Genomic DNA, 25539 nt, shown 5'->3' with positions numbered 1-25539 from the left:
CCCTTCATCCTGAACGGCGATTAACCTGCCATGCATACTATACAATCCCGGGGAACTGATCGGTGCCTGAAAGCGCTGACCCCCACACGTCAGGGTAAATTGCGACTGATTTGCTTTCCTCATGCCGGAGGGAGTGCCGGCATCTTCCGTGCCTGGAGCTGCCTGCTGCACCCTGACATCGAACTGTTCGCCATACAATATCCCGGGCGCGAAGACCGGGCGGACGAAGTGCCAGCGTGCCAGCACCGCAGGCTGGTGACCGAACTGCAGCAGGCTCTGGCCCCCCTGCAGGACAAACCCTGCGTCTTTTTCGGCCACAGCCTTGGCGGCAGACTGGCATTGGCGACCGCGCTCTCAGCCAGGTTGTCGCCCATAATGTTGATCGCATCCGCCTGCTCCACGCCCTACGTAGCAAAGCACGGTCATTTGCTGCGCATGACGCGCGACGCGCTGATTGAAACACTTCACGAATCTGGGCAAACAGGTGAAATCACCGACGAAAGCGCCGAGCTGCTTGACGCCTATTTGCCGCTTATCCGTGCCGATCTCCTGCTTGCCAGTCAGATTATTTTCCCACGGGAAACTCATTTCCCGATCCCGCTGGCGGTTTTTTATGGCGAGGACGATCTTTGGGTCGACAGGCAGGATCTGGCGGATTGGCGGTTGCTGGCCGGGGGCGAAGTGCATGAACAACGCTTCCCCGGCAGGCACCTCTTTTTGAACGAACAGCGCAATGCGGTGATAGAAGCGCTTCATGCCTTGCTGGCGGGCCCGCTGAGCGCCCCGCCAACGCCCTGCTGAGGGTTACGCCTGCTCGCTATTGCGTTTACCCAATGTGACGGTGCGTTCACCACGCACCACGGTCAACGCCAGCAGCAGCGCGCAGGCGCTACTCGTCATCAGTACGATGCCCGGCCGCTGCGCCAACCCGGCCAGCACCAGCCCCGCCGCCAGCATCAGGTAGTACATCAGGCCAAGGATTGCGCCCGCGGTGCCCATGCAATCCTTATAATTTCGCAGCGCCCGCGCCAGAATATTTGGGATCGCGATGCCGTAGGCCATCACCACCAGCATCATCGGCAGCACGAACCACAGCTTATCTTCCAACAGGAACACCAGGCCGCCGCCGATCAACGCCAATACGCAGGCCAGCATCAGCAGTGGCGTAAACAGCCACTGTTTGGCGATGAGAAACTTGTTGATTGCCGCGCCGATCCCGACGCCGGCGGCCAGCACCAACCCGGTATAGCCAAACCACTGCGGCGGAAGGCCCAGCGCTTCAAACCGAAACGGTGCCAGTTGGTAATAGCTGAACATGCAGACGTTGAACAGGGCCACCAGCCATGCGCTGCGCCAGATATCGCCGTCTTTCACCATTCTGCCAAACGTGCCGAAGAAGGAGCTTTTCACCACCTGCGGCGGGCGCGTTTCCGGCAACTGCCATGCGGCATAGGCCAGCAGCAAGGCGGCCAACGCCGCCAGCCCGGCAAACACCCCCTGATAACCCCAGTAATGGGTTAACAGGGCGCCGCTCAGCACCCCCACCGCAGGGCTGAGCGCCATCGCAATCCCCATCACGGAAAACACCCGCGCCAGCTCATAACCGTCGAACCGATCGCGAATGGCAGTCTGGGTGCCTACGGACCCCACCGCTGCACCAAACGCCGCCAGTACCCTGGCCGCCAACAGCAGGGTAAAGCCGGTGCTGAAGATGGCGATGATCGACGCCAGCAGATACAGCGCCAAACCGGCCAAAATGGTGGGGCGCCGGCCGATCACGTCACACAAACGGCCCCAGATGACAACCCCGAAAGCAAAAGCGAAAAAGTAACAGGACAGGGTTTGCGCCGCGACCTCCGCGCTGACGTGAAAACCGTCGGCAATGTGCGTGAGCGCCGGGCTATAGATCGTTTCCACAATTTGGGGAAACATCATCATCAGTGTCGCCAGGGTAAGGGTCAGTCTGCGTTGCATGGTACATCCCGTATCCATAAAGAAAGTAGGCCACAAAGTAGCACCTTCCCCACCCTGGCCATTACAATATAAAAGACAAAAAACTTATAAAATCGGACAGACTTATGGCATGGCTCAGCGCACAGGATGAATTTGATCCCGATGCTATCAACAATAGCGTGTTAGGCATTGCGGCCGAGCTGGCACAACATGATTCCGGGCCGCACTGGCACAACATGGGGCAGTTGCTGTTCAGCCAACGGGGCTGTATGCGCATCACGCTCAATGAAAGCATTTGCCTCCTGCCGCCGGCGCGCATTGCCTGGATCCCACCGTTGGTGGTGCACCGTGTTCAGGTTACCGGCGTGGCGGGTTATCGCTCGGTTTATCTCGACAACCACCGCTACCCCGGCCTTTCGCCCCATCTGGAAGTGCTGTCGGCCTCTTCTTTGCTGCGGGAAGTGCTGGAGCGGATCGCCCTCGCCGACTTTACCACCCAGTGGGAAAGCGGCCCCAGCGCCAATATTCTTGCCGTATGCCTGGACGAAATACGGCATGCACAGCGCGAACTGACCTTATTGCCGCTGCCCAAGGACCGCCGCTTACGACAACTGGCCGGCATGGAGGAAGTACCGCCGCTCAATGAGCTGGCGCGCTACAGCGGCGCTTCGGAGAAAACCATCAGCCGTATCTTTCGTAAGGAGACCGGATTGAGCTACCAGCAGTGGCGCCAGCAATGGCGTTTGATCAAAGCCATTGAGCTGCTGGCGGAGGGATACGGCCTGTCAGATATCGCCGGTAAGCTTGAATTCTCCAGCGACAGCGCCTTCTCAACCTTCTTTAAAAATATGACCGGCAGTTCGCCGCGCGCCTATATGCTGATCCGCCGTTAACCGCGCGCCTTCTCTGCCAACCAATAAGGCCCCGTCGCCACCGAATCACGCAGCATCAGGCTGGCCGGGAAAGTGGGGCGCTTGCTCAGTTCGCCGCCGTCCAGCATCGACACCAGCCGATGGATGGTTTCCTTAATCATTTCGGACACCGGCATTTTCATGCTGGAGAGTGAGGGAATGGTATAAGGGGCCAGTGGAATATCATCGAAACCTATCACCGACACGGCGGACGGCACCGGGATTTGGCATTCCGCCAGCCGCTTGATGGCGCCGATGGCCATCTCGTCGTTGCTGGCAACAATCGCGCTAAAGGCGTGGTCGCCGGCCAACAGCTTATCGACCGCCGCCATGCCGCTTTGCGCGTTCCACTTCCCTTCGACAATCAGCGCGTCTTTTACGCCAATATCATGTTCCGCCAGCGCAGATTTGTAGCCTGAGAGCCGCTCCAGCCCGGTGGGGGAATCCAGCGAACCGGTGATAAAAGCGATATCGCGATGCCCCCGCTCGATTAGCTGCTGCACCGCCGTCACGCTGGCGGCGTGTTGATCGCTGAAGATGCAGTAGCTGTCGTTAAGCCTGAGCCGACGGTTGATGACCAGGATCGGCTGCTTGTGCCGGGAGATGATCTCGTCCATTTCGCTAATCGACAGAAAACGCGGGTAGATGATCACGCCGTCGCAGCGCATATCCAGCAGGTATTCAATGGCGGCTTTTTCTTCTGCGGCGGTGTGCTTGCCGTCCGCCAAAATCAACTGGCGGCCGTGCTCTTCCATGATGCGCGCCGACTGAAACATCAGCTCGCTGAAGTAGTTACCGCTGTACAGCGTATTGGTCACCACCAGCCCGATGGTCTGGGTGGTTTTGGTCGCCAGATTACGCGCCAGCAGATTGGGCCGGTAACCCGTTTCGGCGATGGCTTTGTCCACCCGTTCACGCTTCTCCGGGCTGACGTAGCCGCTGCCGGACAACACGCGGGACACCGTCGCTTTCGACACGCCCGCCCTGTTCGCTACCTCAAGTATTGTTGCCATCTCTGCGCCGTCAAAGTCGATTGAGTCAGCGCAGTCTACCCAAGACGCCCCCTGTTTGAAATGTTTTCACACCCGCTTCCGTCGCCACCCTTGAACCAAAAGTGACCGCCATCACGAAACAAAAAACCAAAAAATCATAATTCTTGCCACCAAACAAATATCACATCATGATTTTGTGAAACCGGTTTCTTGTGGGCGTTTCATTCAGATGGAACGGCGGATCGCCCAGGCAATAAAAGTTCGCCTTTGGGCAATCCGAATTCCTATCTAAAGAGACGATAATTCCATGCCGAAGAATTACGCAGAGATCTCACCCGCTATCGTGAAGGCGCTGGGTGGCCTCACCAATATTGAAGCCGTGACCCACTGCATGACCCGCCTGCGGTTCGTGGTGAAAGACAAGGCTCTGATCGACACCCCGGCGCTGAAAGCCATTAATGGCGTATTGGGCGTGGTGCACAGCGGTGAGCAATGCCAGGTAATCATCGGCAATGAAGTGTCGAAGGCTTATCAGGCGGTGCTGGCGCTAGGCATGCCGGGTAACACCCCCACCGCCACTCCGGCAAAACGCAAAATCACCCTGAAAGGCATTGGTGCCGGCATTCTCGACGCCCTGATCGGCACCATGTCACCGTTGATCCCGGCCATCATCGGCGGTTCGATGGTGAAACTGCTGGCGATGATCCTGGATATGTTCGGCGTGTTCGAAAAAGGCTCGTCGACCCTGGTGATACTGAACGTGATTGGCGACGGCGCGTTCTTCTTCCTGCCGGTGATGGTGGCCGCCTCTGCGGCGCTGAAATTCAAAACCAACATGTCACTGGCAATCGCCATTGCCGGGGTGCTGCTGCACCCCAACTTTATCGACCTGATGGCCAAGGCGGCGCAGGGCCAGGCGGTGGAGTTTGCCTACATCCCGGTGACGGCGGTGAAATACACCTACACGGTGATCCCCGCGCTGGTGATGACCTGGATATTGTCGTACATCGAGCGCTGGGTTGACCGCATCACCCCGGCGGTGACCAAGAACTTCCTTAAGCCGATGCTGATTGTGCTGATTGCCGCGCCGATCGCGATAGTGTTTATCGGCCCGGTCGGCATCTGGATCGGCAGCGGGATTTCGGCGCTGGTGTACACCGTGCATGGTTATCTGGGCTGGCTTTCCGTCGCCATTATGGGGGCCATTTGGCCGCTGCTGGTGATGACCGGCATGCACCGCGTATTCACGCCAACCATCATCCAGACCATCGCCGAAACCGGCAAAGAGGGCATGGTGATGCCTTCGGAGATTGGTGCCAACCTGTCGCTCGGCGGCTCTTCGCTGGCGGTGGCGTTCAAAACCAAGAACCGCGAACTGCGCCAGACCGCCTTGGCCGCCGCCGCTTCCGCCATTGTCGCGGGCATTTCCGAACCGGCGCTGTACGGCGTGGCGGTGCGACTTAAACGCCCGTTGATCGCCAGCCTGATCAGCGGTTTTATCTGCGGTGCCGTCGCCGGTCTCGGTGGGTTGGCCAGCCATTCGATGGCTTCGCCCGGCCTGTTCACCAGCGTGCAGTTCTTCGACCCGACCAACCCGATGAGCATTGTCTGGGTCGGCGGCGTGATGGTGCTTGCCGTGGTGCTGTCATTCGTGCTCACGCTGCTTTTGGGCTTCGAAGACATCCCGGAAAGCGAAGAGGCTCAAACCGCGCCCCCGGCCCCCGCGACGAATACCGTTAACGCTGCGAATACCCAATGAAGCACTATTTAAGTTACAGAGGATTTCATGTCTGATTCGACATTCCCGCAAGGGTTTTTATGGGGCGGCGCCTTGGCCGCCAACCAGTCTGAAGGTGGCTATCTGGAGGGCGGAAAAGGGCTGACCACGGTCGATATGATCCCGCATGGCCCCAACCGCATGCCGGTAAAACTCGGCCTGGAAAAGCGCTTTACCCTGCGTGAAGACGAGTTTTACCCAAGCCACGACGCCATTGATTTTTACCACCGCTACCGCGACGACATTGCGCTGATGGCGGAGATGGGCTTTAGCGTATTCCGCACCTCTATCGCCTGGAGCCGGATTTACCCGAACGGCGACGAGCTGACGCCCAACCCGGAAGGCATCGCCTTCTACCGCAGCCTGTTCGAAGAGTGCCGCAAATACGGCATCGAGCCGCTGGTGACCCTGTGCCATTTCGACGTGCCGATGCACCTGGTGACCGAATACGGCTCCTGGCGCAGCCGCAAGATGGTGGAGTTTTTCACCCGCTATGCCCGCACCTGTTTTGAAGCCTTCGACGGGCTGGTGAAATACTGGCTCACCTTCAACGAGATCAACATTGTGCTGCACAGCCCGTTCTCCGGCGCAGGATTAGTGTTTGAGGCGAACGAGAACCCCGAGCAGGTAAAATACCAGGCCGTGCACCACGAACTGGTGGCCAGTGCGCTGGCGACGCGCATCGCGCACGAGGTGAACCCCGCCAACCAGGTGGGCTGTATGCTGGCCGGCGGCAATTTCTACCCCTGGTCCAGCAAGCCGGAAGACGTGTGGGCCGCGCTGGAGAAAGACCGCGAGAACCTGTTCTTTATCGATGTGCAGGCCCGTGGTGCCTACCCTTCTTACTCTGCCCGGGTGTTCCGCGAGAAAGGCGTGAGCATCGCGATGGAAGAAGGCGACAGCGAGATCCTGAAGAATACCGTCGATTTTGTCTCTTTCAGCTATTACGCCTCGCGCTGCGCTTCTGCCGATATGAACGACAACAACAGCAGCGCCGCCAACGTGGTGAAATCCCTGACCAATCCGCATATTCCGCGCAGCGACTGGGGCTGGGGTATCGACCCACTGGGTTTGCGCATCACCATGAACATGATGTACGACCGCTACCAAAAACCGCTGTTCCTGGTGGAAAACGGCCTGGGCGCGCACGACGAGTTCAATGCCGACGGCGAGATAGCCGACGATTACCGCATCAGCTACCTGCGGGAACACATCCGCGCCATGGCCGACGCCATCGCCGACGGCGTGCCGGTGATGGGTTACACCACCTGGGGCTGCATTGACCTGGTGGCGGCTTCGACCGGCGAAATGAGCAAGCGCTATGGCCTGGTTTACGTCGACCGCGACGACAACGGCAACGGCACCCTCGCCCGCACGCGCAAGAAGTCTTTCTGGTGGTACAAACGAGTGATTGCCAGTAATGGGGCCGATTTGGGGTAGGTTGGGTACGATAAAGGCAGCTAAAGGCGATTATTGCGAGCCGTATTCCAGATTGGGCAGTAAGCCCCTGTAATTCTGTACAGGCTGTTTTTTAGCCTTTTTGTCAGCGCTATAGTCTGTTGGCTGCGGCACAATCCGCAGCCGGAGTTAGCGTTCCGAATCCCCCAACCCTGTCCGAATATGGTATAAATTCGGCATGCCGATGCGCACCCAAACAATGGTGGCTCGGGTGGTGCTTCCTCCGGGAAGGCCGGGATCCGTTGGGGCCGGTTACGCTAACTCCGCTCGAGCTACCACCCCGAGTTTAGCGTCTCTTCTGGTAGCGGTATTTCTCTCCCCAATGGAAATGACCGATATGGAAAACACCTCTCCAACAAGCACACCTGAAACAGCGCCAAGCACCCTCACCCTCTATCGCCAACTCTTCATTCAGCTCGATCTCAGCACCCTAGATTCAACACAACTTTTAGACCTTGCCGCCCTCTCCGCCGAGCAGGCCGAAGGACTCTGCCACGGCCTGATGCTGTTCGGTGAACTTATGCAAAAGCACCCGCAACCTGACGACACCCAGTGGGAACAGCTAACTCACTACCTCAACGCGACGGCTCACTTGGTGCCAGCACTTTGCAACCTCTATGGCCGCGCGCTGCGTGAGATGGAGTGCCAGAGCTGATAAGTTAAAATAAAAGCCAAAATCAATAATAAGAACGGCATTAGTTTTGTGCCGTTCTTATCACTCCGGTAAATCTTATAGATCTGACTGACATATCACGATAAACACATTCACGAAGGTAGGCATTTCCCCCGTGGCCTGGCATAGTTAACGCATTCGATAAATCGATGAGTTAACTGCTGGATAACGACGCATGGCCGCTGGCAGCACGCAAACGCATTGATCAGAATCTGTTCTGCAATGAGGGAAATGTTTTGGCTATTAAGATCGCGATGTTATCTTCTAAAGAGGCTGTTTTAGACGCAATCAAGGAATATAACAACCAAGGTTATGATAATTTCCTTAAAAAAAATAAAATTGAAAAAATAAGAACACACAAGGTCCGTTATAATAAATCTCTGTACGACATTAATGGGATCGCTACAGCAGCTTATATTCTCCAACTTGGAGAACCGTCAGAGAAAATAAAATTCAGTGTTAATTTAGAAATAATCATCCAAGCGTTTAAAAACCTTGGCTTCGAGGTGGTTGAGACACCGCACCCTCTGCAGAAATTAGAAAAAGGTGAGCTTTACAAACGTAAAGACCTCCACGACCTCTATGGCGGGCAAGAGCAGGGCGGAATATCGACACCCAAAGAATTCCCCGTTATCTTCATTTTTACTGGCGAAGCTGGCGAAACTCATGGGTACAAAGACGGATGGTCTAACGACGACCACTTTTCCTACACGGGAGAAGGCCAAAACGGTGATATGGCGTTTACCAACGGTAATAAACATATCCGAGACCATAAAGATAATGGTAGGGATATACTTTTATTTGAATATAATAAAAAACGTACTGGCGTAAAATTTGTTGGATTGTTTGAGTGCGATTCATGGAATTACACCCAATGTCTAGATACCGAGAAAAAAATGAGGCAAGGGATCGTTTTTAATTTATTCCGGGTATCTTCCGCTCAAGACGTTGACAATGACACCACTACATCAGAAATAGACCAAAAGAAAGAAACGCTCGAGCAGCTACGTGCCAAGGCCATAAAATCATCCATGATGACGGGCCAGCGTAAAGAAAGTGACAGCAAGAACTCTTGGTTCAAGCGCAGCGAGGACGTGAAAAAATACGTACTGCAACGCGCCAATGGCATCTGTGAGTCATGCGATAAACCGGCTCCGTTCATGAAAAAGAATGGCGAACCCTACCTGGAGCCTCACCACACAAAACGCCTAGCCGATGAAGGCCCCGATCACCCTCAGTGGGTTGGCGCTATCTGCCCTACCTGCCACCGTCGGATACACAGTGGAGCTGATGGGAAAGCGCTGAACCAGACTTTGATGGTGAAGTTGGAGCTGAAAGAAGCCAATTTTAAATAGCCATTATTTAAAAACTATTTGAGCAGAAGTGTTTCAAGGGGGGTGTTTAAAGATCGGGGTCTAAAAAAGGATCATCTTTTCCCCACATCATCCTCTGCCAACGCTTTGCGGTGATCCGATAGGAGAGTACAAATGGCATTAGATCTAAGCAATACATTGGTTATTGGTATAAGTGCTACCGCGCTGTTTGATATGAGTGAGTCGGATCGTATGTTTCAAGAAACATCTGCCACAGATCCCGACAGTGCAATTGAGCAATATCGTGCCTATATGCTAGAGCACGAAAATGAACCACTCAAGCCTGGGACGGGCTACCCACTTATCAAAGCATTACTCGGTCTAAACCAGCATAAACGGGCCGAAGATAAATCACCGTTAGTAGAAGTCGTTGTTATGTCTCGTAATAGCCCAGAGACCGGTATTCGTGTATTAAACACCATCCGCCACGATAAATTAGACATCTCACGTTCGGCATTCACAGCCGGAGAAACAGTTGCTGATTACTTAGATGCATTTGATGTAGACCTTTTTCTGACGACAAATGTTGCTGATGCACAGAAGGTAATTGACTCTTGTTTCTGTGCTGCAGCCATTTTGAAAGATCCTCCTGCAGATGCTCCAGAGATCCCTGAAGGCCAGGTCAGAATTGCCTTTGATGGAGATGCCGTACTTTTTTCAGATGAGAGTGAATTGGTCTATAAAACACAAGGGATGGCAGCATTTCACGCTCAAGAGAATGCACAGCAAGACATCCCTATGGGGGAAGGCCCGTATGCTACATTGCTCAAAAAGTTGGCAAAACTTCAGGAGCGGCTGCCAATAAGAATGGAATACTCCCCAATCCGTATTGCTTTAGTCACTGCAAGAAATTCCCCTTCCGAGATGAGAGTGATTAAAACGCTACGCAACTGGGGCGTTTACGTTGACGAAGCATTTTTTCTCGGTGGGGTTGGAAAAGATAAAGTTTTAAAAGCATTCAGACCACATATCTTCTTTGATGATCAAGATGTTCATTTGGATGCAGCAGCAAAGCTTGTGCCTTCAGGTAAAGTGCCTTATGCGAAAACTTCTGGACTCTATTTAGCGGCGGATACGAAGAATTGATATTGTAATTGGCCTCCAAGCGGGTAAATGCTGGTAAATTATACGTGATTAAGCCCCAATATCTGGGGCAACATGATTCCTTACCAGCACCGCTTATTATCTCCCTGCCAACCTCGCACTCTGCTGCCGCATACCATCAAAAATTTTCACCGCTAATTCAGATGGAAACTGCCCCGGCAGCAAGTCAGCGACACGATCAATGACTCCCGGAGTATCCGCGAGGAGCTCTTCAATAATGGATTCAACCTCATACTGGCCTAACCCAGTTATTTCACCGTGTTTTATCCAGTGACGGCGTCGGATCTGGCTAATGAGGTAATGGTTACTGCTACCACGAACGGCCATCGCCAGTTTGCACTTCTGCCAGGCTATCTGGCTATTCCCCGGGCCAATCACTGGCCACGCGGATAACACATCGTACAGTGGCGTCATGTGGTAACGATTTTGCGGTAAATGCGCAAGACTGAAATTCTTTGCGTGACCATCGGTCGCAGCCAGTAGCCAAAAAATAATCTGTGCTTTAAAAAAGTGTCTGCGATCTGTTTCAGCCTGATCTGAACGGCTCAAGACTCCCATAATATCGGTAATACCGGGGCCACTATCTGACTGGTACTTCCTCAGTGGCGAAACGCCCAGAGCCTGACACATATCCTCTTGCGGCAGGCGGATCCACCACTGTTTATCGCTTGAAAGTTTTCTGTCAAAACGCTCAACGACCAGTGCCTTTTGATCTTCAAATTGCGCAATAGCCGTTCTTGCGACAGGCACTCCATAGTGCTCAAGTATGAGAGAGCAGAGCCACTCATTCTCGATGGATGTGCTCATATCAGCTCGCATATTGCCCACCAGCCCCAGCGCTAATTTGAAAATATGCGTGGTCGGCGTATTTCCCTCAGGCAAACACCACTGATTGTCATGCCACAACAGCGCTGTTTTTTCCTGAGCGCCGGCAATAGATAAACGTAGGTCGTCATCCTGGCCGTGTTGCCCCGGTAACACCGTGGCAGTATTGCGAAGCATCTCGGCAATTTGCGCCTCTGAAAGCGGTCGTTGCCTGATGGAAAAGATATGGGCGGGTTGCTCATCAATATCAAGAAGCTGTATAGCGCCAACGCAATCACGGCCAAGCTCAGCAAGTAAATCAAAGGGATCCAGACTTTCGGCATGATAACGCATTGCCAGCCGTCGGCGGATCCCTTCGCTATCAGGCAGCAGGTTATCGAAATAATCGCGTACTACGTTGCCGCGATAAGGTTGATTCCCCGGAGTGAAAGGCAACGAAAGCGATAAAGGCCGCCCCTGACTATCAGCAATCCAGTCAGGGTGATATTCCAGCCGATCTTCACCTTTGTGCTTTTCCCAGTATCCCACCGGAATACCGTTCATCCAGATAGCTAAGCGTTGTTGCGAACGGCGCATCTCATCACCACTGTTCCCGTCTGGCGGGTGAGTTTCTATGTTCGGCAGAAGCTTCCTCGGTTTCACATCCCGGAGAGGTAAGCTCTGATGAAAACACCATTTCAATACCCAGCACATTAAACACCCTAAACAGACGTTCCAGGCTGGCTGATGCCGGGTTTGACTCCAGGCGAGCATAGGTCTGCTGGGTTACGCCCAGCCTCTCAGAGACGTCTTTTTGCGTCAGACCTTTCGCTTTACGAAAACCCACCAGTAAAGGACGCAGCTGGCTCAGAGTTTTTAACGGATAGACGGTATTCATAGATAGCGGCTCGCTGCCTTATCGCTGTGTACAGATTATAAACTGTATTGTTCAAGTTACACCCCAAAGGCTGTAAATGCAAAATACAGCTTATAGGGTGTTTTGTTCCAAGTACAGCCTAAAGGCTGTTAGCTTGGCTAAATTTATCCATAAAAAAATCCACGCCGAAACGTGGATTGAATTTGATAGCCAAGACTAGGCATCGCTTTATTCGAAGTGAACTGCGGGGTTATCCGCCAGTGAAACAAAATTCTTGGTATTTTTATCCAGCGTGCGGATCTCGCCACTTTCGATGTCGTACACCCAGCCGTGCAGACGCAGGCCGTTGTTGCGCAGCCCCACGGCAACGGACGGGTGAGTCTTAATGTTATTTAGCTGGGCGATGACGTTCTCTTCGACCATAGCGTTAACTTTGTCGATTTCGTTATCCCACGTTTTCTTCTCTACCACCGCTTTGGCCGCGTCCGCATAGTGCAGCCAGTGGGCCACAGCAGGCATCGGGTCAAGGCACTGGCAAGAGGCTATCGCCTTCATGGCGCCACAGTTCGAGTGGCCGCAAATCACGATATCCGTGACGCCCAGTGCCACCACCGCGTATTCAATGGTCGCCGACACCCCGCCCGGTTCCGGGCCAAAGGAAGGAACGATGTTGCCTGCGTTACGAATAACGAAAAGCTGCCCCGGTTCTTGCTGTGTCACAAGCTCGGGTACCAGGCGGCTGTCAGAACACGAAATAAAAAGCGCTTTAGGGTTCTGGCTGGAGGCAAGGCTGCGGAAGAGTTCCTTACGCTGTGGGAAAATCTCTTTCTGGAAGCTGAGGAAACCTTCAATGATATGTTGCATAGCACGCTCTCTGGGTCTGTAGTCTCGATAACATGATAATCATCACTCCCGGTTAGTCCAGCACCTCTTAGAAGGAAATGAACGTTCAAGGGACTGCGGAACCTGCCCGCAAAAGTGGCAATGACGAGTAGCGGCAACGCGGTTAAATTGGGGATAACCGCTCTCTGCGCATTCTTTAATTGAGGGGGTGACCGTGAACTCCCCCCACTTATTGAGCACGGATGGGTCGTTGCCCCTACCTTAATGGGTATATAACTACTGATTCAATTCCTGTAGCAGCCTGGTGTTGATATACAGCTTTTCACGGCCAACTCTCATTTCCTCCAGAATACCAATTTCTACCAGTTGCTTAAGATACGTTGATGCCGTCTGGCGCTTGGCTACACCGCGTTCCACAAGGTTATCGATCCGGCAATACGGCTGCGCAAAAAGCGCCTGGATAAGTTCATGGGTGTAAATTTTCGGCAACTTCTCGCGCACATATTCTGTGGTTTCTGCCATCAATGCCCGAACAATCGATATCTTGTCAGTCGTCCACCGAGACGTGTTCTCTATCGCCTCCAGCATAAACAAGATCCATGATTCCCAATCCCCCTCTTCTGTCACCCTGCGCAGGAGCATGTAGTAATCGTCACGCCGCTCCAGGATGAAGTGAGATAAATACAGAATAGGCAGCGAAAGCAGCCCAGTCTGAATCAAATACAAGATATTCAGGATACGGCCCGTTCGCCCGTTCCCGTCAGGAAAGGGATGAATACACTCAAACTGATAGTGCGCAATAGCCATTTTTACTAGTGGATCTAAATCATCATCGCCGTGTATGAATCGCTCCCAATTCGCCAGTAAGTTACGAATAACGTCTTCACCCACGGGGGGGGTGTACACAGCGTTTTTGTTCTGATCGCGCAATACCGTACCCGGCGTTTTCCTGATATCGGTTTGCACTGCGCGTAATTTGGTACAGATAGTTATCGCGGTGTTTGTACAGAGCGGATAAGCCTCGAGGTGGGTGTAGCCATCATAAAGTGCTGTACGATAGCGCAGCGCTTCCTTGGTGGCCGGATCTGCGCCATCTGCGCGATCTGCATACTGGAAGAGCTGATCGCTGGTAGTCACGATATTCTCAATGCGTGAAGAGTCTTTCGCTTCCAGCATAGGAAGGATATTTATCAGCAAACCTTGATCGGGGATCAGCTCACCTGCAGTTTTCAACTCTGCGATCGCTGCGCGCGCACTTATGCACGCTTTGAGTACATTGCGCGTTTCAACACGCTCCAGATCGGGCGGCAGTATCGGCAAATCGTTGTAAGGAGTTTCTGGATCCCAGTTCATATGTTTATAAAAACCGTTTTCATCGACATATAGCCATCTTATGTCGATGCCATAAACATGTCACGCCATCATGTTTAAAAAATTGCATTTTATCGATATATCAGCGGAACCTGTCGATACCCTGGATCTATCCCAGCCATATGTTTAAAAAAACGAATTTCATCGACACAGAGTCGGAATATGCCGCTGTCATAAACACGTTGGGGGATTAGGTTTGAAAAGGTCATTTTTATCGACCTATCTGGATATGCAGCGTAGCTTGCCTGCATAAATTGATTGCACTGCCGAGAGTTTTACTGCCCGTTGGGTTAACTCACTATAAAAATCAGGACATGGCCCGGGTGGATATCTTCGATTACATTGAAGTGCGCTACAGCCGTACCCGGCACCATAGCCATCTCGGTGGCGTCAGCCCTGAGGTCTTCGAAAAGGCCTCGCCGCGAGGACAGAAACTGTCTACCGGAACGGGGGCACTCCACCATGCCAAATTTCAGGCACAAAAAAACCACCTTTCGGTGGCTTCTTGTTCGCGCTGTACTAATGGTGCGAAGGCCGGACTCGCCAAATCAACCTAACAACCTGAATTACATAAATATATAATCAGTTAATATTGCTTTGTATACTCACTTGTATACTCAATCAGTTTTAATTAAAAAACATTATAAATCAATTAGTTAAATATAGTTCTACATCCCCAGTTTTAAGCCATTTTTGCCAGCAAAGAGCCTCGTTAAAATTGCCGCATCACCTAGGCTTAGCTAACATTCCTGGATAGTGTTTAGCGATGATATCGTTCATCATCTCAATCAACTCTTGGCGCTTAAAGGTCAAGTGCGCAGTGCCCTTTTGAAAATAACGAATGCTGAAAAACTCATCCTCGTAAACATCCTTAGCCGGGTTATCCCGAATATGCTCCATCAATCGAGTAGTAACATCGCTACGGGTGTCGGGTATCGGTTTACCATCCAGCAGAAATAACATTCGTTCCAGGTCCGCTAATTGATCCCGCCGCCAGCCCCAGTTTAAGCTAAAGCCCCATCGATTATGACTCACCAAGTTATTGATAATGATTTTCTTACCGAAGTTACAGGGACTGTTAGTTTTATAATCCCAGGACAGCCCTTTGAAGACATTGATAATGCCACGTTCAAAGACATCCATTTTGTTCAGATGTAGCTGCTCAAAAGTACTGAGGATATTCGCCTCGCTGATGGCAGGCAGATCCCCCTCCTCCAGATTCTTATGCCACTGGTCACGGGCCTGAGCATCCATCAAGGCCATCATGCCAGACTTCAACATCAAGTCTCGCCAGATACTACGGTCAATATTGCGGGTGACGGCAGGCAGCGCTTTATCTACCTTTTCGGTCATCCAGCTATCGTAACGGTGCCCGGCTTTCATCGCCCAGTCTTGCGCTGTACCCCCACCAATTTCTGAGGTTAGCCGTGAAATGGCATCAAGCTGCTGAATGAATTGTTCTATCTGTTTCAGTGCGGTATCGCGGCCAGTGACCACACGTTCAATATTGGTCGAAAGGATAAGTTCTTTGTGATCTGTTAACACGTCGGGTTCTGTTTGCATCGTTAATCGTCCGTAAAAGCAAACACGCCTGCCGGGAGTGGCAGGCGCATTATGCGATGAATAAAAGAAGTAGAAAGTGCAGAGGTAAAAATCAGGAAGGAGACTCGAAGAATTTAAGTATTCATTAATCCGGTAGCTCGCCTGGCTCTGAGAATATCGATAGCGGTCAGAAATGGTGTCTGATCTTGCCATGTAAACCCTTTGCGGTCAGTGCGTATCAGTTCATAGCGTTCCCCCAGAAAGTTCACCGCATCAGCCAGTGTTATTCCCGCTTCGATATGTTCCTGGATGGCGGAATCATCATGGAATGTTGTGTCGTTTAGCGTTAGACCGTAATGGTGTTCCAGCAGATAAGTTAATAGTTGCTGCCAGACCTGCACGGGCGACAGGCGTGACGAAACTGGCACCGTGACCGGTACAGTTGAAATATGCATGAGTTGAGTCCCTGATAAAGGAAGAGGAAGGTGTTACCTGGTTATGGCTGACTGGGGTAAATAGTGATGTAAACGTAGCCATGAGAGCCGAGAGTGTCAGCTTCACAAGTGAGTCCGTTGTAATGCAGAGTGACGGAGTGCTGACTGCGGGGATCAAGCTCTCCAGTGGTGAGCATCCGCTCTAGCTGTTTCATTATTAGTGGAAACGCCTGGTCCAGGCACAATGCTTCATCGTCACTGAATGAACCATTAAACCCAGCTCGGTCAGTCAGAAAGTAGAGACGGTTACCTTCCTGAACCAGGCGAGCGCCGAAGCACGGCGTGATATTACTTATTAATCCCCATTGAAGGCAGGATGCGCTCTCCGCTGATGTGCCGGATAAGATGGTCGACTGCATTAACATATTCCTTAATGACTGAGAGAGGTGATTAATTCATCGTCACGCTGCGAAGGATGGCATATGGGCCTGCCCGGTCCTGACGACGCTCAACAAAAACAGCGAGTACGCCGCTGATATCCTGAACTTCACGTCCGTAGTAATGGCAGACACTACCATTCCACCGGTAGTGACCTGTACAGAAGGCAGATAGCCTGGATTCGGGATGCTGACGATAAATATGCATTGCCTGGCGCTTACTGATGATTTTCATTCTGCACCTCACAACCAGCCACATTCAGCAAAAGAAACCACTTCGTTCCCTACTACGAGATGATCCAGCACCCGCACTTCCACCAGTGCCAACGCTTTTACGATCCGCTGGGTGATATGTTTATCCTGCTGGCTGATTTCTGTCGTACCTGAAGGATGGTTATGGGCCAGAATGACCGCAGCTGCATTGTGCTTCAGGGCCGATTTAACCACTTCACGGGGATGCACTTCGGTATGGCTGAGCGTGCCGGTAAACAGTGTTTCTCGTTCCAGCAGACAGTGCTGATTGTCGAGATATATCACGATAAAAACTTCACGTTCCTGATGAACCATCTGGAGCTGAAGCCAGGTTTTAGTGAAGCTGGTAGAGGTAAATGGCTCACTCGGTTGACGCTGGTATTTTTCCAGCAGGTGCAGTGCACGGCGAATGACACGTTGCTCGTTGGCAGTGAATACCGGGGATATATTGAGTGCGGACATAAGTGCTCCTGAAAACAAAAAAGCCCCACCGGCTTAGCGGCAGGGCGTGAAGAGATGGATGGTAAAAAAGTTCATAAAGCAAGCTGCAGCATATTCTCGGCCATCACCCAAAGGGCACGATTGAGTTTCACATCACCGTCGATACCTTTAACGGCGCGTGTATGTGCCCGTTTACCTTTGGTAGTTCGCCCATACAGTCCACCTTTAATCAGGTTTTCCTGAACACGCTGGTAAGTGGTCCAGAGATCGTTACTTTCATCCTGCCAGCGGCGCGGGGATAGTATCTGCGATTCCGTCACCGGCTGATGTTCTTCACCAAAGCGATAGGTTAATGCTGCTTTCGCCATCGCCTGCTGTGCTGGTGGCGGTAATATCAGCGACTGCATGGCATCGCGCTTCTCTTCCACCCGGTCAAAAATCCCCAGTACTTCGTAAGCCCCTTCAATGACTTTCTCCACCACGTTACCTTTATGCGGCACGCGTACTTCCCCAAACGACTCACCACAAATCAAACCATTCTGACAAACTGAACGAAATAATCCCGGTAGCATCTGGTATGAACTGGAGCCATCGTGGCTATTAAGGAGGATGATTTCTGGCACCTGTTTGCCAGTGATCTGGCCTTCGCGACGCAGGCGCAGCATGTGTTTGGTGTGCTCTCGCTTGCTCTGGTCCCGAACTCGGGTCTGGCAGGCAAAGAAAGGTTGAAAGCCTTCTCGCTGTAAGTTTTCTAGCAGGGTAATGGTCGGAATATATGTGTATCGGTCACTGCGGGATTCATGTTTATCTTCGCTGAAGACACTCGGCACATAGTGTGCCAGTTCGTCACGGGTTAACGGGCGGTCGCGGCGAACAAGATTGACTGAGCCGAAGCGGCTGGCTAAACGGGTCATAAAAACTCCTGTAGAAAATGGGCATAAAAAAAGGCCACCCCGAAGGATGGCCCTGTCTGTTATTAATGAGTCTGATTAGGTCGCTGGTGGTAACGTTGGTTGTAGCGCAGGTGGCACCAGTTCTGCTGAGTCGTGCCTTTCGGCCCGGTAGAGCTGGAGTTGCGCCAGTAACGGGGCTTTCCGTGACTGGAGATAAGCCAGGCACCATTCCCTTCTGACAACCAGTCTGACCGGTACGGGCAGAAGCTCATAAGCCTTATTGAACACCGACTCGATAAATACATCGTCACTGAGTTTATCTTCAGCAATGTTCAGCAAGCCGTTGATAACGATAATATCGAGCAATCGCTTATATCGGGTAGTACGGGATTCTGGCGTTTCTGTCGTTTGCTCACTGACCTTTTCTTCAACCCGCTCTACCGGGTCATCAGTGGAGGAGACATTTCGCCGTATACTGAATTTCTCTTTCAGTCCCTTGAGTTTCCCCTGGGTATTTTCAGACATATTGCTTTTATCCTCTGAACGCTCAGAAAGGGAGATCAGGCAAGTGTGGCGAGTTTTTTAATGATGCGTATCAGACTCAGTGTGGTGAGACTGGCTCCCAGTGCTTTAACCGCAACGGAATTGCTGCGCATCAATGTCACACCGGCAACGCTCAAAACAAGCTGCCAGGTACAGTCCACGGTTGGTGGCGTTTCCTGCTGTAATGTTTTTCCCACTGAAACTCCATTAGCTGAATGCCGAATAAAAAGTATCTCACTGATAAACTTATTTATAACCATTGGGAACCCAGTGGCCCTGCTTACGGATATCAGTAATGATGTCTCCCTGGTTGATCGAAATCGTACGCCAGCCCGGCTCGTTGGCGGACGGATTACCGTAGGTGTATCCCACTGACATAGTGAGTGCTTCACCCGTGGTAGTGGTGAGATCAGCTTCATATGCCGCTTCGGTATTTTGTTTGCGGATGAAACGCACGGTATTAATGGCACGACAACGCAGACTACTTTTGGCATGTTCAAAAGAGTTATCCGCCATCTGGCAACCTTCAGATTTAATTTCATCCGTCAGGCTTGTCGAAGCATTAAAGTTTTTAGGAGCAGGAACGAAATTCGCCATATCGCTGCGCATTGTTGGCGGATCGGTCTGAAGCACAAGGTAAACAGGACAATCTGATTTTCCGACTTCACAGGCTTTTGCGACGAAATCACGTACCATCCAGCCTTTATTGCCGAAGTACTCAGCACCGCTCTCGTCTTTACATTGTGACCACGTGGCTTTTTGTCCCATCATCACGCCGTCTACCAGGATGCAGGTGACGGCTTTTACAGGCTTCCCATCCCAGCGAACAGCGTCAAAGGGTTGAATGCCGGTATGATTCACATCAAGCGTATAAGCCTGCGGGTTCTTCGCTATCCTGTCATTTGCCTGTTTCAGTTGATTACTGCCTTCCTGAGTCAGAAAGAAGGTATAGCGTTCGGGATGTATGTCGCCGTGAATTGTCATTGCAGACGAGACCAATGGAATAAACAGTGCAGCGGAGCTGAGAGATAAAACAACGAGTTTACGCATAAGGTTTCCTTTCAGTTTATTAATGATTAATACAGTCCTGCCATGTGGCATCAGCCAGTGCCTCATTCAGCCCTTTGGCGCTGAATTTTCTAGAGATAGCGGCATTCATAGAGGTCATTTTTATTACGTCTTTTTCACTTGTCGCTTTTAGCCCAGTAAAGGCCGTTTCATCCAGAGGATGGTTCGTACCATTGATACTGACTCCAGGTTCAGAAAGCCCTGTTTGTGACGAGACGCGGTAATCCTCCGCAGGTACGCTATAAGCAGCAGCCAGCTTTCCGCTTGTGCAGGTCAGTGTGAGCACTTCACCTGAAGCATTTTGAGTATTGAGTTCAAACTCCATGGCACTGATGTTCCCGTACCAGTCATGCCATTGCTGGTCAGCCTGTATGGCGCTGGCACTTTGACTGAGCAGCACTAATCCAGCCAGGGTTGCATAATAGTTTCTGAGCATTTGGTTTCCTTTCCTGATGATTTAAATACAAAAAAGCCCGCTTCCGTTTTAAGGGGAGCAGGCTGATCGTATTGATTAAATGAGCTAGCGGATAATCGTTAATACAGATCAGTTTCAGGAAATTGATCGTTATTATCTATAAAATAAACGATCAATTATCAATTATTAATAGTTTTTACCTATCGCAATTTCAGTATCGATCGGTGCAACAGATCAATGGGTTAGCACAACACAGGCAAAATAATGCCGGGGATATTCATTCAGGTAATATAGAGTTGAAAAAATCTGGGACTCAGTTTTCTGAACTTTTTTTTCAAAAGAAATGGCGAATACTGAGTCACTATATTAATGCATTCAATTAATTTAAGTATTAAACTAAAGCTTAAAATTATCACAACTGTGCTTTAAAACATTTAACCAAACCAGGGGTTGGCACCTGAGTGGTGTTCTGAAGTGTCATTATCTTGTTCATCTGATAAATCAGAATTTTTATTTTCGATATTCTTCATAACTTTTTCCATTACCTCATGTGCCTTTTCTCTCAGGATATCCTTTTCAGTTTTTACTGTTTCCTCTTCAGAAGGACCAGAAGCCTCTGATATTTTTTCACCTGAGATGAGTTCACTTTTTATTTTTTTAAAAAATGTGCTGTTACTTTTCCGCTTTGCTTTGCGATAGGATGATGATTCCCATGACTTTTTAAATCTGGATATGAATTTCTTATCATAATAGTACAGGGAAATATAAATACAACGGAGTGCTAGATATTTCTCGGTGGTGGTTGATGGCCTGAAAAGGCTAAGGAAATGAGGTTGATGAATATAACCATTCATACATGAGTAATATATTTCATCCAGAGTCGCTTGTGAAACAGTCTTATCACCCCCACTCTCTTCAATTATTTTTTCTTGTGCTCTTTTTATAGAGCCAGTAATGTAATTAATTTTATCTTTGCAGATATAATCCCATGCCCAGTTTATTTTTTCCTTTTCATTTTTCTTTAGCGGCAACCCAATTGCTAATGGGGAGTGCCTGTCCCACTCATACCTTATATCTGACATAATGGATAACTTTGATGAAAGATCCATGGGTGATCTGTCAAAGAAATCCTCTATACACTCAATGCGCTCACGATGACTTACGGGATATTGAATATTAATGTATCGATGATAAGGTGTTCTGGTATAAATAGTCAGTGTTTCATTATCTCCAAAATTTGACAGGGATCTGTTCTTATTACTGAAAACCCTGATATATGCCCATGCAAAATAACAGGCATCATTGCTACGTTTAAACCAACTAAACTCTCTTGTTGGCAATAATGCTTCTTTCGCTTTTTTAAGTCTATAGGCGTATGAGAATAAATCGTCTGAATCCTTATAAAGGATCCTAAAAGCCTCATTTATTGCCAGCACTGCTAAATTACAGTCTTCACCATATATGTGATTTAGGTGGTATGTTTTGATTTCCTTTGTTTGTCGGTAATATTCAAAAGCAACATCGTTTCTTACCATCCATAAAAACAATCTTACCTCACGTTTGGTTTTTATATCTATCCACATTTTTCCATTCAAGATTAGCTATCCTTTTACATTCAACTTTAAATGTTCTCAAAAGGATACTTCATAGTGTAAATCATAGCAATATTCATAGTTTAAAACACAGTGTAAAACGTAGGTGTAAAACCTCATACACAGCTTGTTATAAGGCATTTTTCACATGAAAAATGACACTTTCATTGACGTTAAAGCATAAGCAAAAACCTCACGCTATGCACACCCGTCAGCAGAGGAATCCCGGAGGTTATCAGAGGATGCTTTATATAGAGACTGAAAGCCTTAACAAAGTACAGAGTGGATGAATAGTAAAGCCGTACATATAGGACCTATGACATGAAAGGATGCCGCCCGGTGTCCTCCTGATACATTCCCGGAGTCCTCTCATGAACATGATTGATATACACAATGACCAGATGGTTGATATGGCATTTATTATTAGTTTTACTAAAGTAACCGATAAATGGATTTATAAATTGATTCAGGAAGGAAAGTTTCCAAAACCCATCAAACTGGGGCGTAGTTCTCGCTGGTTTGAAAGTGAAGTAATAATGTGGCTTAACGAAAGAGTTAAAGAATCCCGTGGTGATTAACACAAAAACCATTGAAAATATATTAACAACAAAAATATCATTAAATTAATCAATAAGTTTAATTTGGGTTAATTAGTGTTATTAGCGTTGTTAACCATGTTACTTATGTTAGCTATTCCAACTCTATCAACCCCACTAATGCTAACTGGTCTGTATTAACACACCAATTTATTTAATGGATAGTTACTGATTATACCTGTAATAAGATTTGACATATCTAACCAGCCTCCAGTCATGGAGGCTACTACCTGAAAGAAGTCAGAGGTAAGTATTACTTAACACAATTGCACAATGACATGAGTGAAAAACTAAAATAGGATTCATCATGTCAAAGTACAATGTAAGATACCCATTGAACCCAGTATTGTTATCTCATCTCTTTTCACATGCAGAGGCTTTGAGAGCGAAGTACTCTAGACTGCTTACATTCAGAATGGACTTCTTTTATCTCAAAGGAAGTCCTTTATTTGAGCAAAGAATAAATGACTGGTCTTGTCGTGATATGTATATGCTGGCAGAGCGGCTTATCGACACCAGCGATATTGTTGGTTATAGCTGGGTGATGGAGCGAACAGAGCAACATGGTGTTCATTATCATGCCATGTTCTATCTGAATGGCCATCTGCATCAGAAGTATTATCCGACGGCACAGGATGTATTACAGCTCTGGTCATATATAACCCAAGGGATGGGATATGCGCATATCTGTGACCCTAGCAATAATAACTACCCGGTCAATGGCCAGGGGGTATTTAATTACCATCATGAGCATCGCTTTGATGAGTTGTATTACACATTAAGTTATTTAGCGAAAGAGGATCAGAAGGAGGGGTTGTATTGCTATGGCCTGAGTGATGTCCCGGAGCCTGATGGCAGAGGAAGACCCAGGAAGGCGCTGTAATGGTTATTAATCATTAGCGCTCATAAATATCAATGTCGCATATTGATGCCAGCAAGAACTGCTGGCATTTTTCATTTAATGCCGGAGCTAATCATGCTTGATTTCGTCTATGCACCACACGCCATTACCCGTCATGGTGAATGGGTCACGCCGGTAACCGTCATGCCGGAAGATTACGATACGCTGTTCTGTGAGTACTGCAGAGGGAAAATAAACATTTCACTTGACCCGCTGACAGGCGTGAGAAGTTTTATTCATACACCACTCAGTCTGGAGCATATAAAGCGACTTATTGTCTGCCGTTACACCAGTGCATCGGTGGCTTCAGCTTACCGGACTGTGGCTGTATGACGGGTGGTAAAAAATCACCACATACTGCGCACTCCTCAGTCAGAGCGATTAAGCCACGTCTGTTACCCTGTAAAACGACGATACAAAACTGGCAATGCTGCTGGTGCCATATCTGTTGGAATGGTGAAAAGGTATGTCCGCAATGTGCGGACTGGATATACGCCATTACTTGTAGCGATCAATAAGCAGGCTGGATCATTTGAAAAATTCTAACTATTAAAATCCTAATAATCAGCACGGTATGTTAATCACCCTCAAAAGAGCATGGCTTAGTGTGATTTTTGTCAAGACCCGACTAAAAATTTCAACTGTTCCTCGGGCATTTCTCGCAATTGTCTAACAAATTGATACGATAGGAATAATCTCAAAGAGGAAAAAGACATATGGCTTACGAAGCTCAGATCAGTCGTAATAACCCTGCAGCATTTCTTTTCGTCGTCGATCAGTCTGGCTCGATGTCAGACAAAATGTCCTCCGGCCGAAGCAAGGCTGAGTTTGTCGCCGATGCGCTTAATCGAACTTTAATGAACCTAATCACTCGCTGTACGAAGTCGGAAGGCGTGCGTGACTATTTCGAGATTGGCGTTTTGGGCTATGGTGGTCAAGGGGTTTCTAATGGCTTCTCTGGTTCACTGGGAGGACAAGTCCTCAATCCAATTTCTGCTCTCGAACAGAATCCAGCCAGAGTAGAAGATCGCAAACGGAAGATGGATGATGGAGCAGGCGGAATCATCGAGACAGCAATCAAGTTTCCAGTTTGGTTCGATCCTATTGCTAGCGGCGGCACGCCTATGCGTGAAGCCCTCACCAGAGCCGCCGAAGAGTTGGTGACTTGGTGTGACTCCCATCCGGATTGCTATCCTCCTACTATCCTGCATGTCACTGACGGCGAATCAAACGACGGTGACCCGGAGGAGATTGCCAATCATGTACGACAAATTCGCACCAATGACGGTGAAGTTCTGATTCTTAATATCCATGTCAGTTCCCTCGGAAATGATCCAATCAGATTCCCCTCCTCTGACGCTGGCTTACCGGATGCCTACGCTAAGCTGCTTTTCCGTATGTCCAGCCCTCTTCCGGAACATCTGGTGCGTTTCGCGCAGGAAAAAGGTCATACGGTCGGTATCGAATCTCGTGGATTTATGTTCAATGCTGAGGCTGCCGAACTCGTCGATTTCTTCGACATCGGAACTCGCGCCTCTCAGCTGCGTTGATTCAGCAATGAAACTGGAGTTCTTAGGGACAGTTCCAAAAGATCCTGGATACCCTGAGGCGAATGAAGATAAATTTGCCTTCTCCGAAGATGGGAGAAGGCTGGCTCTATGTGATGGCGCGAGCGAGTCCTTCAACTCAAAGTTATGGGCCGATCTTCTTGCTCGTAAATTTATTGCAGATCCGAAAGTAAATCCTGAATGGGTAGCATCTGCTTTAGCGGAATATTCTGCCACGCATGACTTCCCTTCTATGTCCTGGTCCAAGCAAGCGGCATTCGAAAGAGGCAGTTTTGCGACACTAATAGGTGTAGAGGAATTTGAAGAGCATCAGGCGGTAGAGATCCTTGCTATTGGAGATAGCATCACCATGCTGGTTGATTGCGGGAAACTCATTTGCGCATGGCCTTTCGATAATCCAGAAAAATTTAATGAGCGGCCAACACTGCTTGCTACGCTGCTCGCTCATAATGATTTCGTCGGTGGAAGCACTTTCTGGACACGGCATGGGAAAACTTTTTACCTTGAAAAACTCACCCAACCCAAACTCCTCTGTATGACAGATGCGCTCGGCGAATGGGCACTGAAACAAGCGCTGGCAGAGGATTCTGGTTTTATCGAATTACTTTCGCTGCAAACTGAGGAACAGCTTGCAGAGTTAGTTGTGAGAGAGCGTGCAGCAAAACGTATGCATATCGACGACTCAACACTGCTTGTACTTTCGTTTTAACGCGGAAAGAAA

29 protein-coding genes and 1 pseudogene are annotated in these 25539 nt (G+C 49.7%); 13 read left to right on the top strand and 17 right to left on the bottom strand.

All coding sequences use genetic code 11. The features are described from left to right. The first annotated feature begins 30 nt into the window (after positions 1 to 30). A complete protein-coding gene (locus SERS4_RS26090; RefSeq protein WP_071592988.1) occupies positions 31 to 801 on the top strand; it encodes a thioesterase II family protein in 771 nt (256 codons plus the stop codon). Positions 802 to 804: 3 nt separating this feature from the next. Here SERS4_RS26090 and SERS4_RS0103295 read toward each other — a convergent pair whose 3' ends face one another. Beyond that, on the bottom strand, positions 805 to 1974 hold the full coding sequence (locus SERS4_RS0103295) for an MFS transporter (protein WP_017891477.1): 1170 nt from the start codon (positions 1972 to 1974) through the stop codon (positions 805 to 807). 104 nt (positions 1975 to 2078) lie between these two features. Here SERS4_RS0103295 and SERS4_RS0103290 point away from each other — a divergent pair, with 104 nt between their 5' ends. Further along, positions 2079 to 2846: a helix-turn-helix domain-containing protein gene (locus SERS4_RS0103290; RefSeq protein WP_012005034.1), complete on the top strand. Its 768-nt coding sequence runs from the start codon at positions 2079 to 2081 to the stop codon at positions 2844 to 2846. On the opposite strand, the gene SERS4_RS0103285 is transcribed toward SERS4_RS0103290, so the two are convergent. Next, positions 2843 to 3877 (bottom strand): LacI family DNA-binding transcriptional regulator, encoded by a 1035-nt coding sequence (locus SERS4_RS0103285; protein WP_156816636.1) that lies wholly within the window; start codon positions 3875 to 3877, stop codon positions 2843 to 2845. The two genes, SERS4_RS0103290 and SERS4_RS0103285, sit on opposite strands and share 4 nt — an antisense overlap. 286 nt (positions 3878 to 4163) lie before the next feature. On the opposite strand from SERS4_RS0103285, the gene ascF reads away from it, so the two are divergent. The 5 genes from ascF to SERS4_RS0103260 all read left to right on the top strand — a co-directional run bounded on the left by ascF (position 4164) and on the right by SERS4_RS0103260 (position 10223). After that, entirely contained in the window at positions 4164 to 5615 is a 1452-nt protein-coding gene (ascF, locus tag SERS4_RS0103280; protein WP_017891475.1) for a PTS cellobiose/arbutin/salicin transporter subunit IIBC, read from the top strand. A gap of 27 nt (positions 5616 to 5642) precedes the next feature. Then, complete coding sequence (locus SERS4_RS0103275; RefSeq protein ID WP_017891474.1) at positions 5643 to 7073, top strand: 6-phospho-beta-glucosidase; 1431 nt, start codon at positions 5643 to 5645, stop codon at positions 7071 to 7073. A 355-nt stretch (positions 7074 to 7428) separates the two neighbouring features. Further along, positions 7429 to 7746, top strand: a complete 318-nt coding sequence (locus SERS4_RS0103270) for a hypothetical protein (protein ID WP_017891473.1) — start codon at positions 7429 to 7431, stop codon at positions 7744 to 7746. Between the two features lie 254 nt (positions 7747 to 8000). Continuing rightward, positions 8001 to 9119, top strand: a complete 1119-nt coding sequence (locus SERS4_RS0103265) for an HNH endonuclease (protein ID WP_017891472.1) — start codon at positions 8001 to 8003, stop codon at positions 9117 to 9119. A 132-nt stretch (positions 9120 to 9251) separates the two neighbouring features. Further along, positions 9252 to 10223, top strand: coding sequence for a 5'-nucleotidase (locus SERS4_RS0103260; protein WP_017891471.1), 972 nt, complete (start codon positions 9252 to 9254; stop codon positions 10221 to 10223). 96 nt (positions 10224 to 10319) lie between these two features. Here SERS4_RS0103260 and SERS4_RS0103255 read toward each other — a convergent pair whose 3' ends face one another. From SERS4_RS0103255 to fic, 4 genes are all read right to left on the bottom strand, one after another. After that, the gene (locus SERS4_RS0103255; RefSeq protein WP_017891470.1) at positions 10320 to 11642 is read right to left on the bottom strand and encodes a type II toxin-antitoxin system HipA family toxin; all 1323 of its coding nucleotides are present in this window, start codon (positions 11640 to 11642) and stop codon (positions 10320 to 10322) included. Between the two features lie 4 nt (positions 11643 to 11646). Further along, a complete protein-coding gene (locus tag SERS4_RS0103250; protein ID WP_017891469.1) occupies positions 11647 to 11943 on the bottom strand; it encodes a helix-turn-helix transcriptional regulator in 297 nt (98 codons plus the stop codon). A 207-nt stretch (positions 11944 to 12150) separates the two neighbouring features. Then, entirely contained in the window at positions 12151 to 12786 is a 636-nt protein-coding gene (locus SERS4_RS0103245; RefSeq protein WP_017891468.1) for a carbonic anhydrase, read from the bottom strand. A 255-nt stretch (positions 12787 to 13041) separates the two neighbouring features. Then, complete coding sequence (fic, locus tag SERS4_RS0103240; protein ID WP_012005021.1) at positions 13042 to 14118, bottom strand: protein adenylyltransferase Fic; 1077 nt, start codon at positions 14116 to 14118, stop codon at positions 13042 to 13044. 317 nt (positions 14119 to 14435) lie between these two features. Here fic and SERS4_RS26905 point away from each other — a divergent pair. Then, positions 14436 to 14555: pseudogene (locus tag SERS4_RS26905) on the top strand (IS3 family transposase); the annotation flags it as partial. Between the two features lie 307 nt (positions 14556 to 14862). Here the strand turns inward: SERS4_RS26905 and SERS4_RS0103230 are convergent. The 11 genes from SERS4_RS0103230 to SERS4_RS0103185 form a co-directional block, all read right to left on the bottom strand. Beyond that, positions 14863 to 15699 carry a DUF4942 domain-containing protein gene (locus SERS4_RS0103230; protein ID WP_017891466.1) on the bottom strand — a complete coding sequence of 279 codons (837 nt, stop codon included), beginning with the start codon at positions 15697 to 15699 and terminating at the stop codon, positions 14863 to 14865. 113 nt (positions 15700 to 15812) lie between these two features. Beyond that, complete coding sequence (locus tag SERS4_RS0103225) at positions 15813 to 16133, bottom strand: TA system toxin CbtA family protein (protein WP_017891465.1); 321 nt, start codon at positions 16131 to 16133, stop codon at positions 15813 to 15815. Between the two features lie 41 nt (positions 16134 to 16174). Further along, positions 16175 to 16531 carry a type IV toxin-antitoxin system YeeU family antitoxin gene (locus tag SERS4_RS0103220; RefSeq protein ID WP_017891464.1) on the bottom strand — a complete coding sequence of 119 codons (357 nt, stop codon included), beginning with the start codon at positions 16529 to 16531 and terminating at the stop codon, positions 16175 to 16177. A 31-nt stretch (positions 16532 to 16562) separates the two neighbouring features. Further along, entirely contained in the window at positions 16563 to 16784 is a 222-nt protein-coding gene (locus SERS4_RS26080; protein ID WP_071592986.1) for a DUF987 family protein, read from the bottom strand. 8 nt (positions 16785 to 16792) lie between these two features. After that, entirely contained in the window at positions 16793 to 17263 is a 471-nt protein-coding gene (radC, locus tag SERS4_RS0103215) for a DNA repair protein RadC (protein WP_017891463.1), read from the bottom strand. A 71-nt stretch (positions 17264 to 17334) separates the two neighbouring features. Further along, the gene (locus SERS4_RS0103210) at positions 17335 to 18156 is read right to left on the bottom strand and encodes a DUF932 domain-containing protein (protein WP_017891462.1); all 822 of its coding nucleotides are present in this window, start codon (positions 18154 to 18156) and stop codon (positions 17335 to 17337) included. Positions 18157 to 18231: 75 nt separating this feature from the next. Continuing rightward, positions 18232 to 18660 (bottom strand): hypothetical protein, encoded by a 429-nt coding sequence (locus SERS4_RS0103205; RefSeq protein ID WP_017891461.1) that lies wholly within the window; start codon positions 18658 to 18660, stop codon positions 18232 to 18234. A gap of 35 nt (positions 18661 to 18695) precedes the next feature. Continuing rightward, on the bottom strand, positions 18696 to 18875 hold the full coding sequence (locus tag SERS4_RS0103200) for a hypothetical protein (RefSeq protein WP_004390421.1): 180 nt from the start codon (positions 18873 to 18875) through the stop codon (positions 18696 to 18698). A 49-nt stretch (positions 18876 to 18924) separates the two neighbouring features. Further along, on the bottom strand, positions 18925 to 19728 hold the full coding sequence (locus SERS4_RS0103195; protein WP_017891460.1) for a hypothetical protein: 804 nt from the start codon (positions 19726 to 19728) through the stop codon (positions 18925 to 18927). Between the two features lie 19 nt (positions 19729 to 19747). After that, entirely contained in the window at positions 19748 to 20182 is a 435-nt protein-coding gene (locus SERS4_RS0103190; protein ID WP_017891459.1) for a hypothetical protein, read from the bottom strand. 413 nt (positions 20183 to 20595) lie between these two features. After that, positions 20596 to 21756: a hypothetical protein gene (locus SERS4_RS0103185; protein WP_026142178.1), complete on the bottom strand. Its 1161-nt coding sequence runs from the start codon at positions 21754 to 21756 to the stop codon at positions 20596 to 20598. 368 nt (positions 21757 to 22124) lie between these two features. Between SERS4_RS0103185 and SERS4_RS0103180 the strand changes: the two genes are divergently transcribed. The 5 genes from SERS4_RS0103180 to SERS4_RS0103165 all read left to right on the top strand — a co-directional run bounded on the left by SERS4_RS0103180 (position 22125) and on the right by SERS4_RS0103165 (position 25527). Then, positions 22125 to 22331 carry an AlpA family transcriptional regulator gene (locus SERS4_RS0103180; RefSeq protein ID WP_017891457.1) on the top strand — a complete coding sequence of 69 codons (207 nt, stop codon included), beginning with the start codon at positions 22125 to 22127 and terminating at the stop codon, positions 22329 to 22331. A 325-nt stretch (positions 22332 to 22656) separates the two neighbouring features. Beyond that, the gene (locus SERS4_RS0103175) at positions 22657 to 23232 is read left to right on the top strand and encodes an inovirus-type Gp2 protein (RefSeq protein WP_017891456.1); all 576 of its coding nucleotides are present in this window, start codon (positions 22657 to 22659) and stop codon (positions 23230 to 23232) included. A 93-nt stretch (positions 23233 to 23325) separates the two neighbouring features. Next, on the top strand, positions 23326 to 23583 hold the full coding sequence (locus SERS4_RS26900) for a hypothetical protein (protein ID WP_128451329.1): 258 nt from the start codon (positions 23326 to 23328) through the stop codon (positions 23581 to 23583). Positions 23584 to 23966: 383 nt separating this feature from the next. Then, positions 23967 to 24800, top strand: coding sequence for a TerY-P anti-phage system-associated VWA domain-containing protein (locus tag SERS4_RS0103170; RefSeq protein ID WP_017891455.1), 834 nt, complete (start codon positions 23967 to 23969; stop codon positions 24798 to 24800). 7 nt (positions 24801 to 24807) lie between these two features. Next, positions 24808 to 25527, top strand: coding sequence for a TerY-P anti-phage system serine/threonine phosphatase (locus SERS4_RS0103165; protein WP_017891454.1), 720 nt, complete (start codon positions 24808 to 24810; stop codon positions 25525 to 25527). Positions 25528 to 25539 lie beyond the last annotated feature (12 nt).

Source organism: Serratia sp. S4 (assembly GCF_000347995.1).
GTDB lineage: Bacteria > Pseudomonadota > Gammaproteobacteria > Enterobacterales > Enterobacteriaceae > Serratia > Serratia quinivorans.
Note: the sequence above shows the minus strand (reverse complement) of the source record. Positions and strands in the feature narration are given on the sequence as shown.

Excerpts from the sequence above, each read along its gene's own strand:
- SERS4_RS26090 (WP_071592988.1), top strand. The coding sequence starts at position 31 with ATGCATACTATACAATCCCGGGGAACTGATCGGTGCCTGAAAGCGCTG.
- SERS4_RS0103295 (WP_017891477.1), bottom strand. The coding sequence starts at position 1,974 with ATGCAACGCAGACTGACCCTTACCCTGGCGACACTGATGATGATGTTT.
- SERS4_RS0103290 (WP_012005034.1), top strand. The coding sequence starts at position 2,079 with ATGGCATGGCTCAGCGCACAGGATGAATTTGATCCCGATGCTATCAAC.
- SERS4_RS0103285 (WP_156816636.1), bottom strand. The coding sequence starts at position 3,877 with ATGGCAACAATACTTGAGGTAGCGAACAGGGCGGGCGTGTCGAAAGCG.
- ascF (WP_017891475.1), top strand. The coding sequence starts at position 4,164 with ATGCCGAAGAATTACGCAGAGATCTCACCCGCTATCGTGAAGGCGCTG.
- SERS4_RS0103275 (WP_017891474.1), top strand. The coding sequence starts at position 5,643 with ATGTCTGATTCGACATTCCCGCAAGGGTTTTTATGGGGCGGCGCCTTG.
- SERS4_RS0103270 (WP_017891473.1), top strand. The coding sequence starts at position 7,429 with ATGGAAAACACCTCTCCAACAAGCACACCTGAAACAGCGCCAAGCACC.
- SERS4_RS0103260 (WP_017891471.1), top strand. The coding sequence starts at position 9,252 with ATGGCATTAGATCTAAGCAATACATTGGTTATTGGTATAAGTGCTACC.
- SERS4_RS0103255 (WP_017891470.1), bottom strand. The coding sequence starts at position 11,642 with ATGCGCCGTTCGCAACAACGCTTAGCTATCTGGATGAACGGTATTCCG.
- SERS4_RS0103250 (WP_017891469.1), bottom strand. The coding sequence starts at position 11,943 with ATGAATACCGTCTATCCGTTAAAAACTCTGAGCCAGCTGCGTCCTTTA.
- SERS4_RS0103245 (WP_017891468.1), bottom strand. The coding sequence starts at position 12,786 with ATGCAACATATCATTGAAGGTTTCCTCAGCTTCCAGAAAGAGATTTTC.
- fic (WP_012005021.1), bottom strand. The coding sequence starts at position 14,118 with ATGAACTGGGATCCAGAAACTCCTTACAACGATTTGCCGATACTGCCG.
- SERS4_RS0103230 (WP_017891466.1), bottom strand. The coding sequence starts at position 15,699 with ATGCAAACAGAACCCGACGTGTTAACAGATCACAAAGAACTTATCCTT.
- SERS4_RS0103225 (WP_017891465.1), bottom strand. The coding sequence starts at position 16,133 with ATGCATATTTCAACTGTACCGGTCACGGTGCCAGTTTCGTCACGCCTG.
- SERS4_RS0103220 (WP_017891464.1), bottom strand. The coding sequence starts at position 16,531 with ATGCAGTCGACCATCTTATCCGGCACATCAGCGGAGAGCGCATCCTGC.
- SERS4_RS26080 (WP_071592986.1), bottom strand. The coding sequence starts at position 16,784 with ATGAAAATCATCAGTAAGCGCCAGGCAATGCATATTTATCGTCAGCAT.
- radC (WP_017891463.1), bottom strand. The coding sequence starts at position 17,263 with ATGTCCGCACTCAATATATCCCCGGTATTCACTGCCAACGAGCAACGT.
- SERS4_RS0103210 (WP_017891462.1), bottom strand. The coding sequence starts at position 18,156 with ATGACCCGTTTAGCCAGCCGCTTCGGCTCAGTCAATCTTGTTCGCCGC.
- SERS4_RS0103205 (WP_017891461.1), bottom strand. The coding sequence starts at position 18,660 with ATGTCTGAAAATACCCAGGGGAAACTCAAGGGACTGAAAGAGAAATTC.
- SERS4_RS0103195 (WP_017891460.1), bottom strand. The coding sequence starts at position 19,728 with ATGCGTAAACTCGTTGTTTTATCTCTCAGCTCCGCTGCACTGTTTATT.
- SERS4_RS0103190 (WP_017891459.1), bottom strand. The coding sequence starts at position 20,182 with ATGCTCAGAAACTATTATGCAACCCTGGCTGGATTAGTGCTGCTCAGT.
- SERS4_RS0103180 (WP_017891457.1), top strand. The coding sequence starts at position 22,125 with ATGAACATGATTGATATACACAATGACCAGATGGTTGATATGGCATTT.
- SERS4_RS0103175 (WP_017891456.1), top strand. The coding sequence starts at position 22,657 with ATGTCAAAGTACAATGTAAGATACCCATTGAACCCAGTATTGTTATCT.
- SERS4_RS26900 (WP_128451329.1), top strand. The coding sequence starts at position 23,326 with ATGCTTGATTTCGTCTATGCACCACACGCCATTACCCGTCATGGTGAA.
- SERS4_RS0103170 (WP_017891455.1), top strand. The coding sequence starts at position 23,967 with ATGGCTTACGAAGCTCAGATCAGTCGTAATAACCCTGCAGCATTTCTT.
- SERS4_RS0103165 (WP_017891454.1), top strand. The coding sequence starts at position 24,808 with ATGAAACTGGAGTTCTTAGGGACAGTTCCAAAAGATCCTGGATACCCT.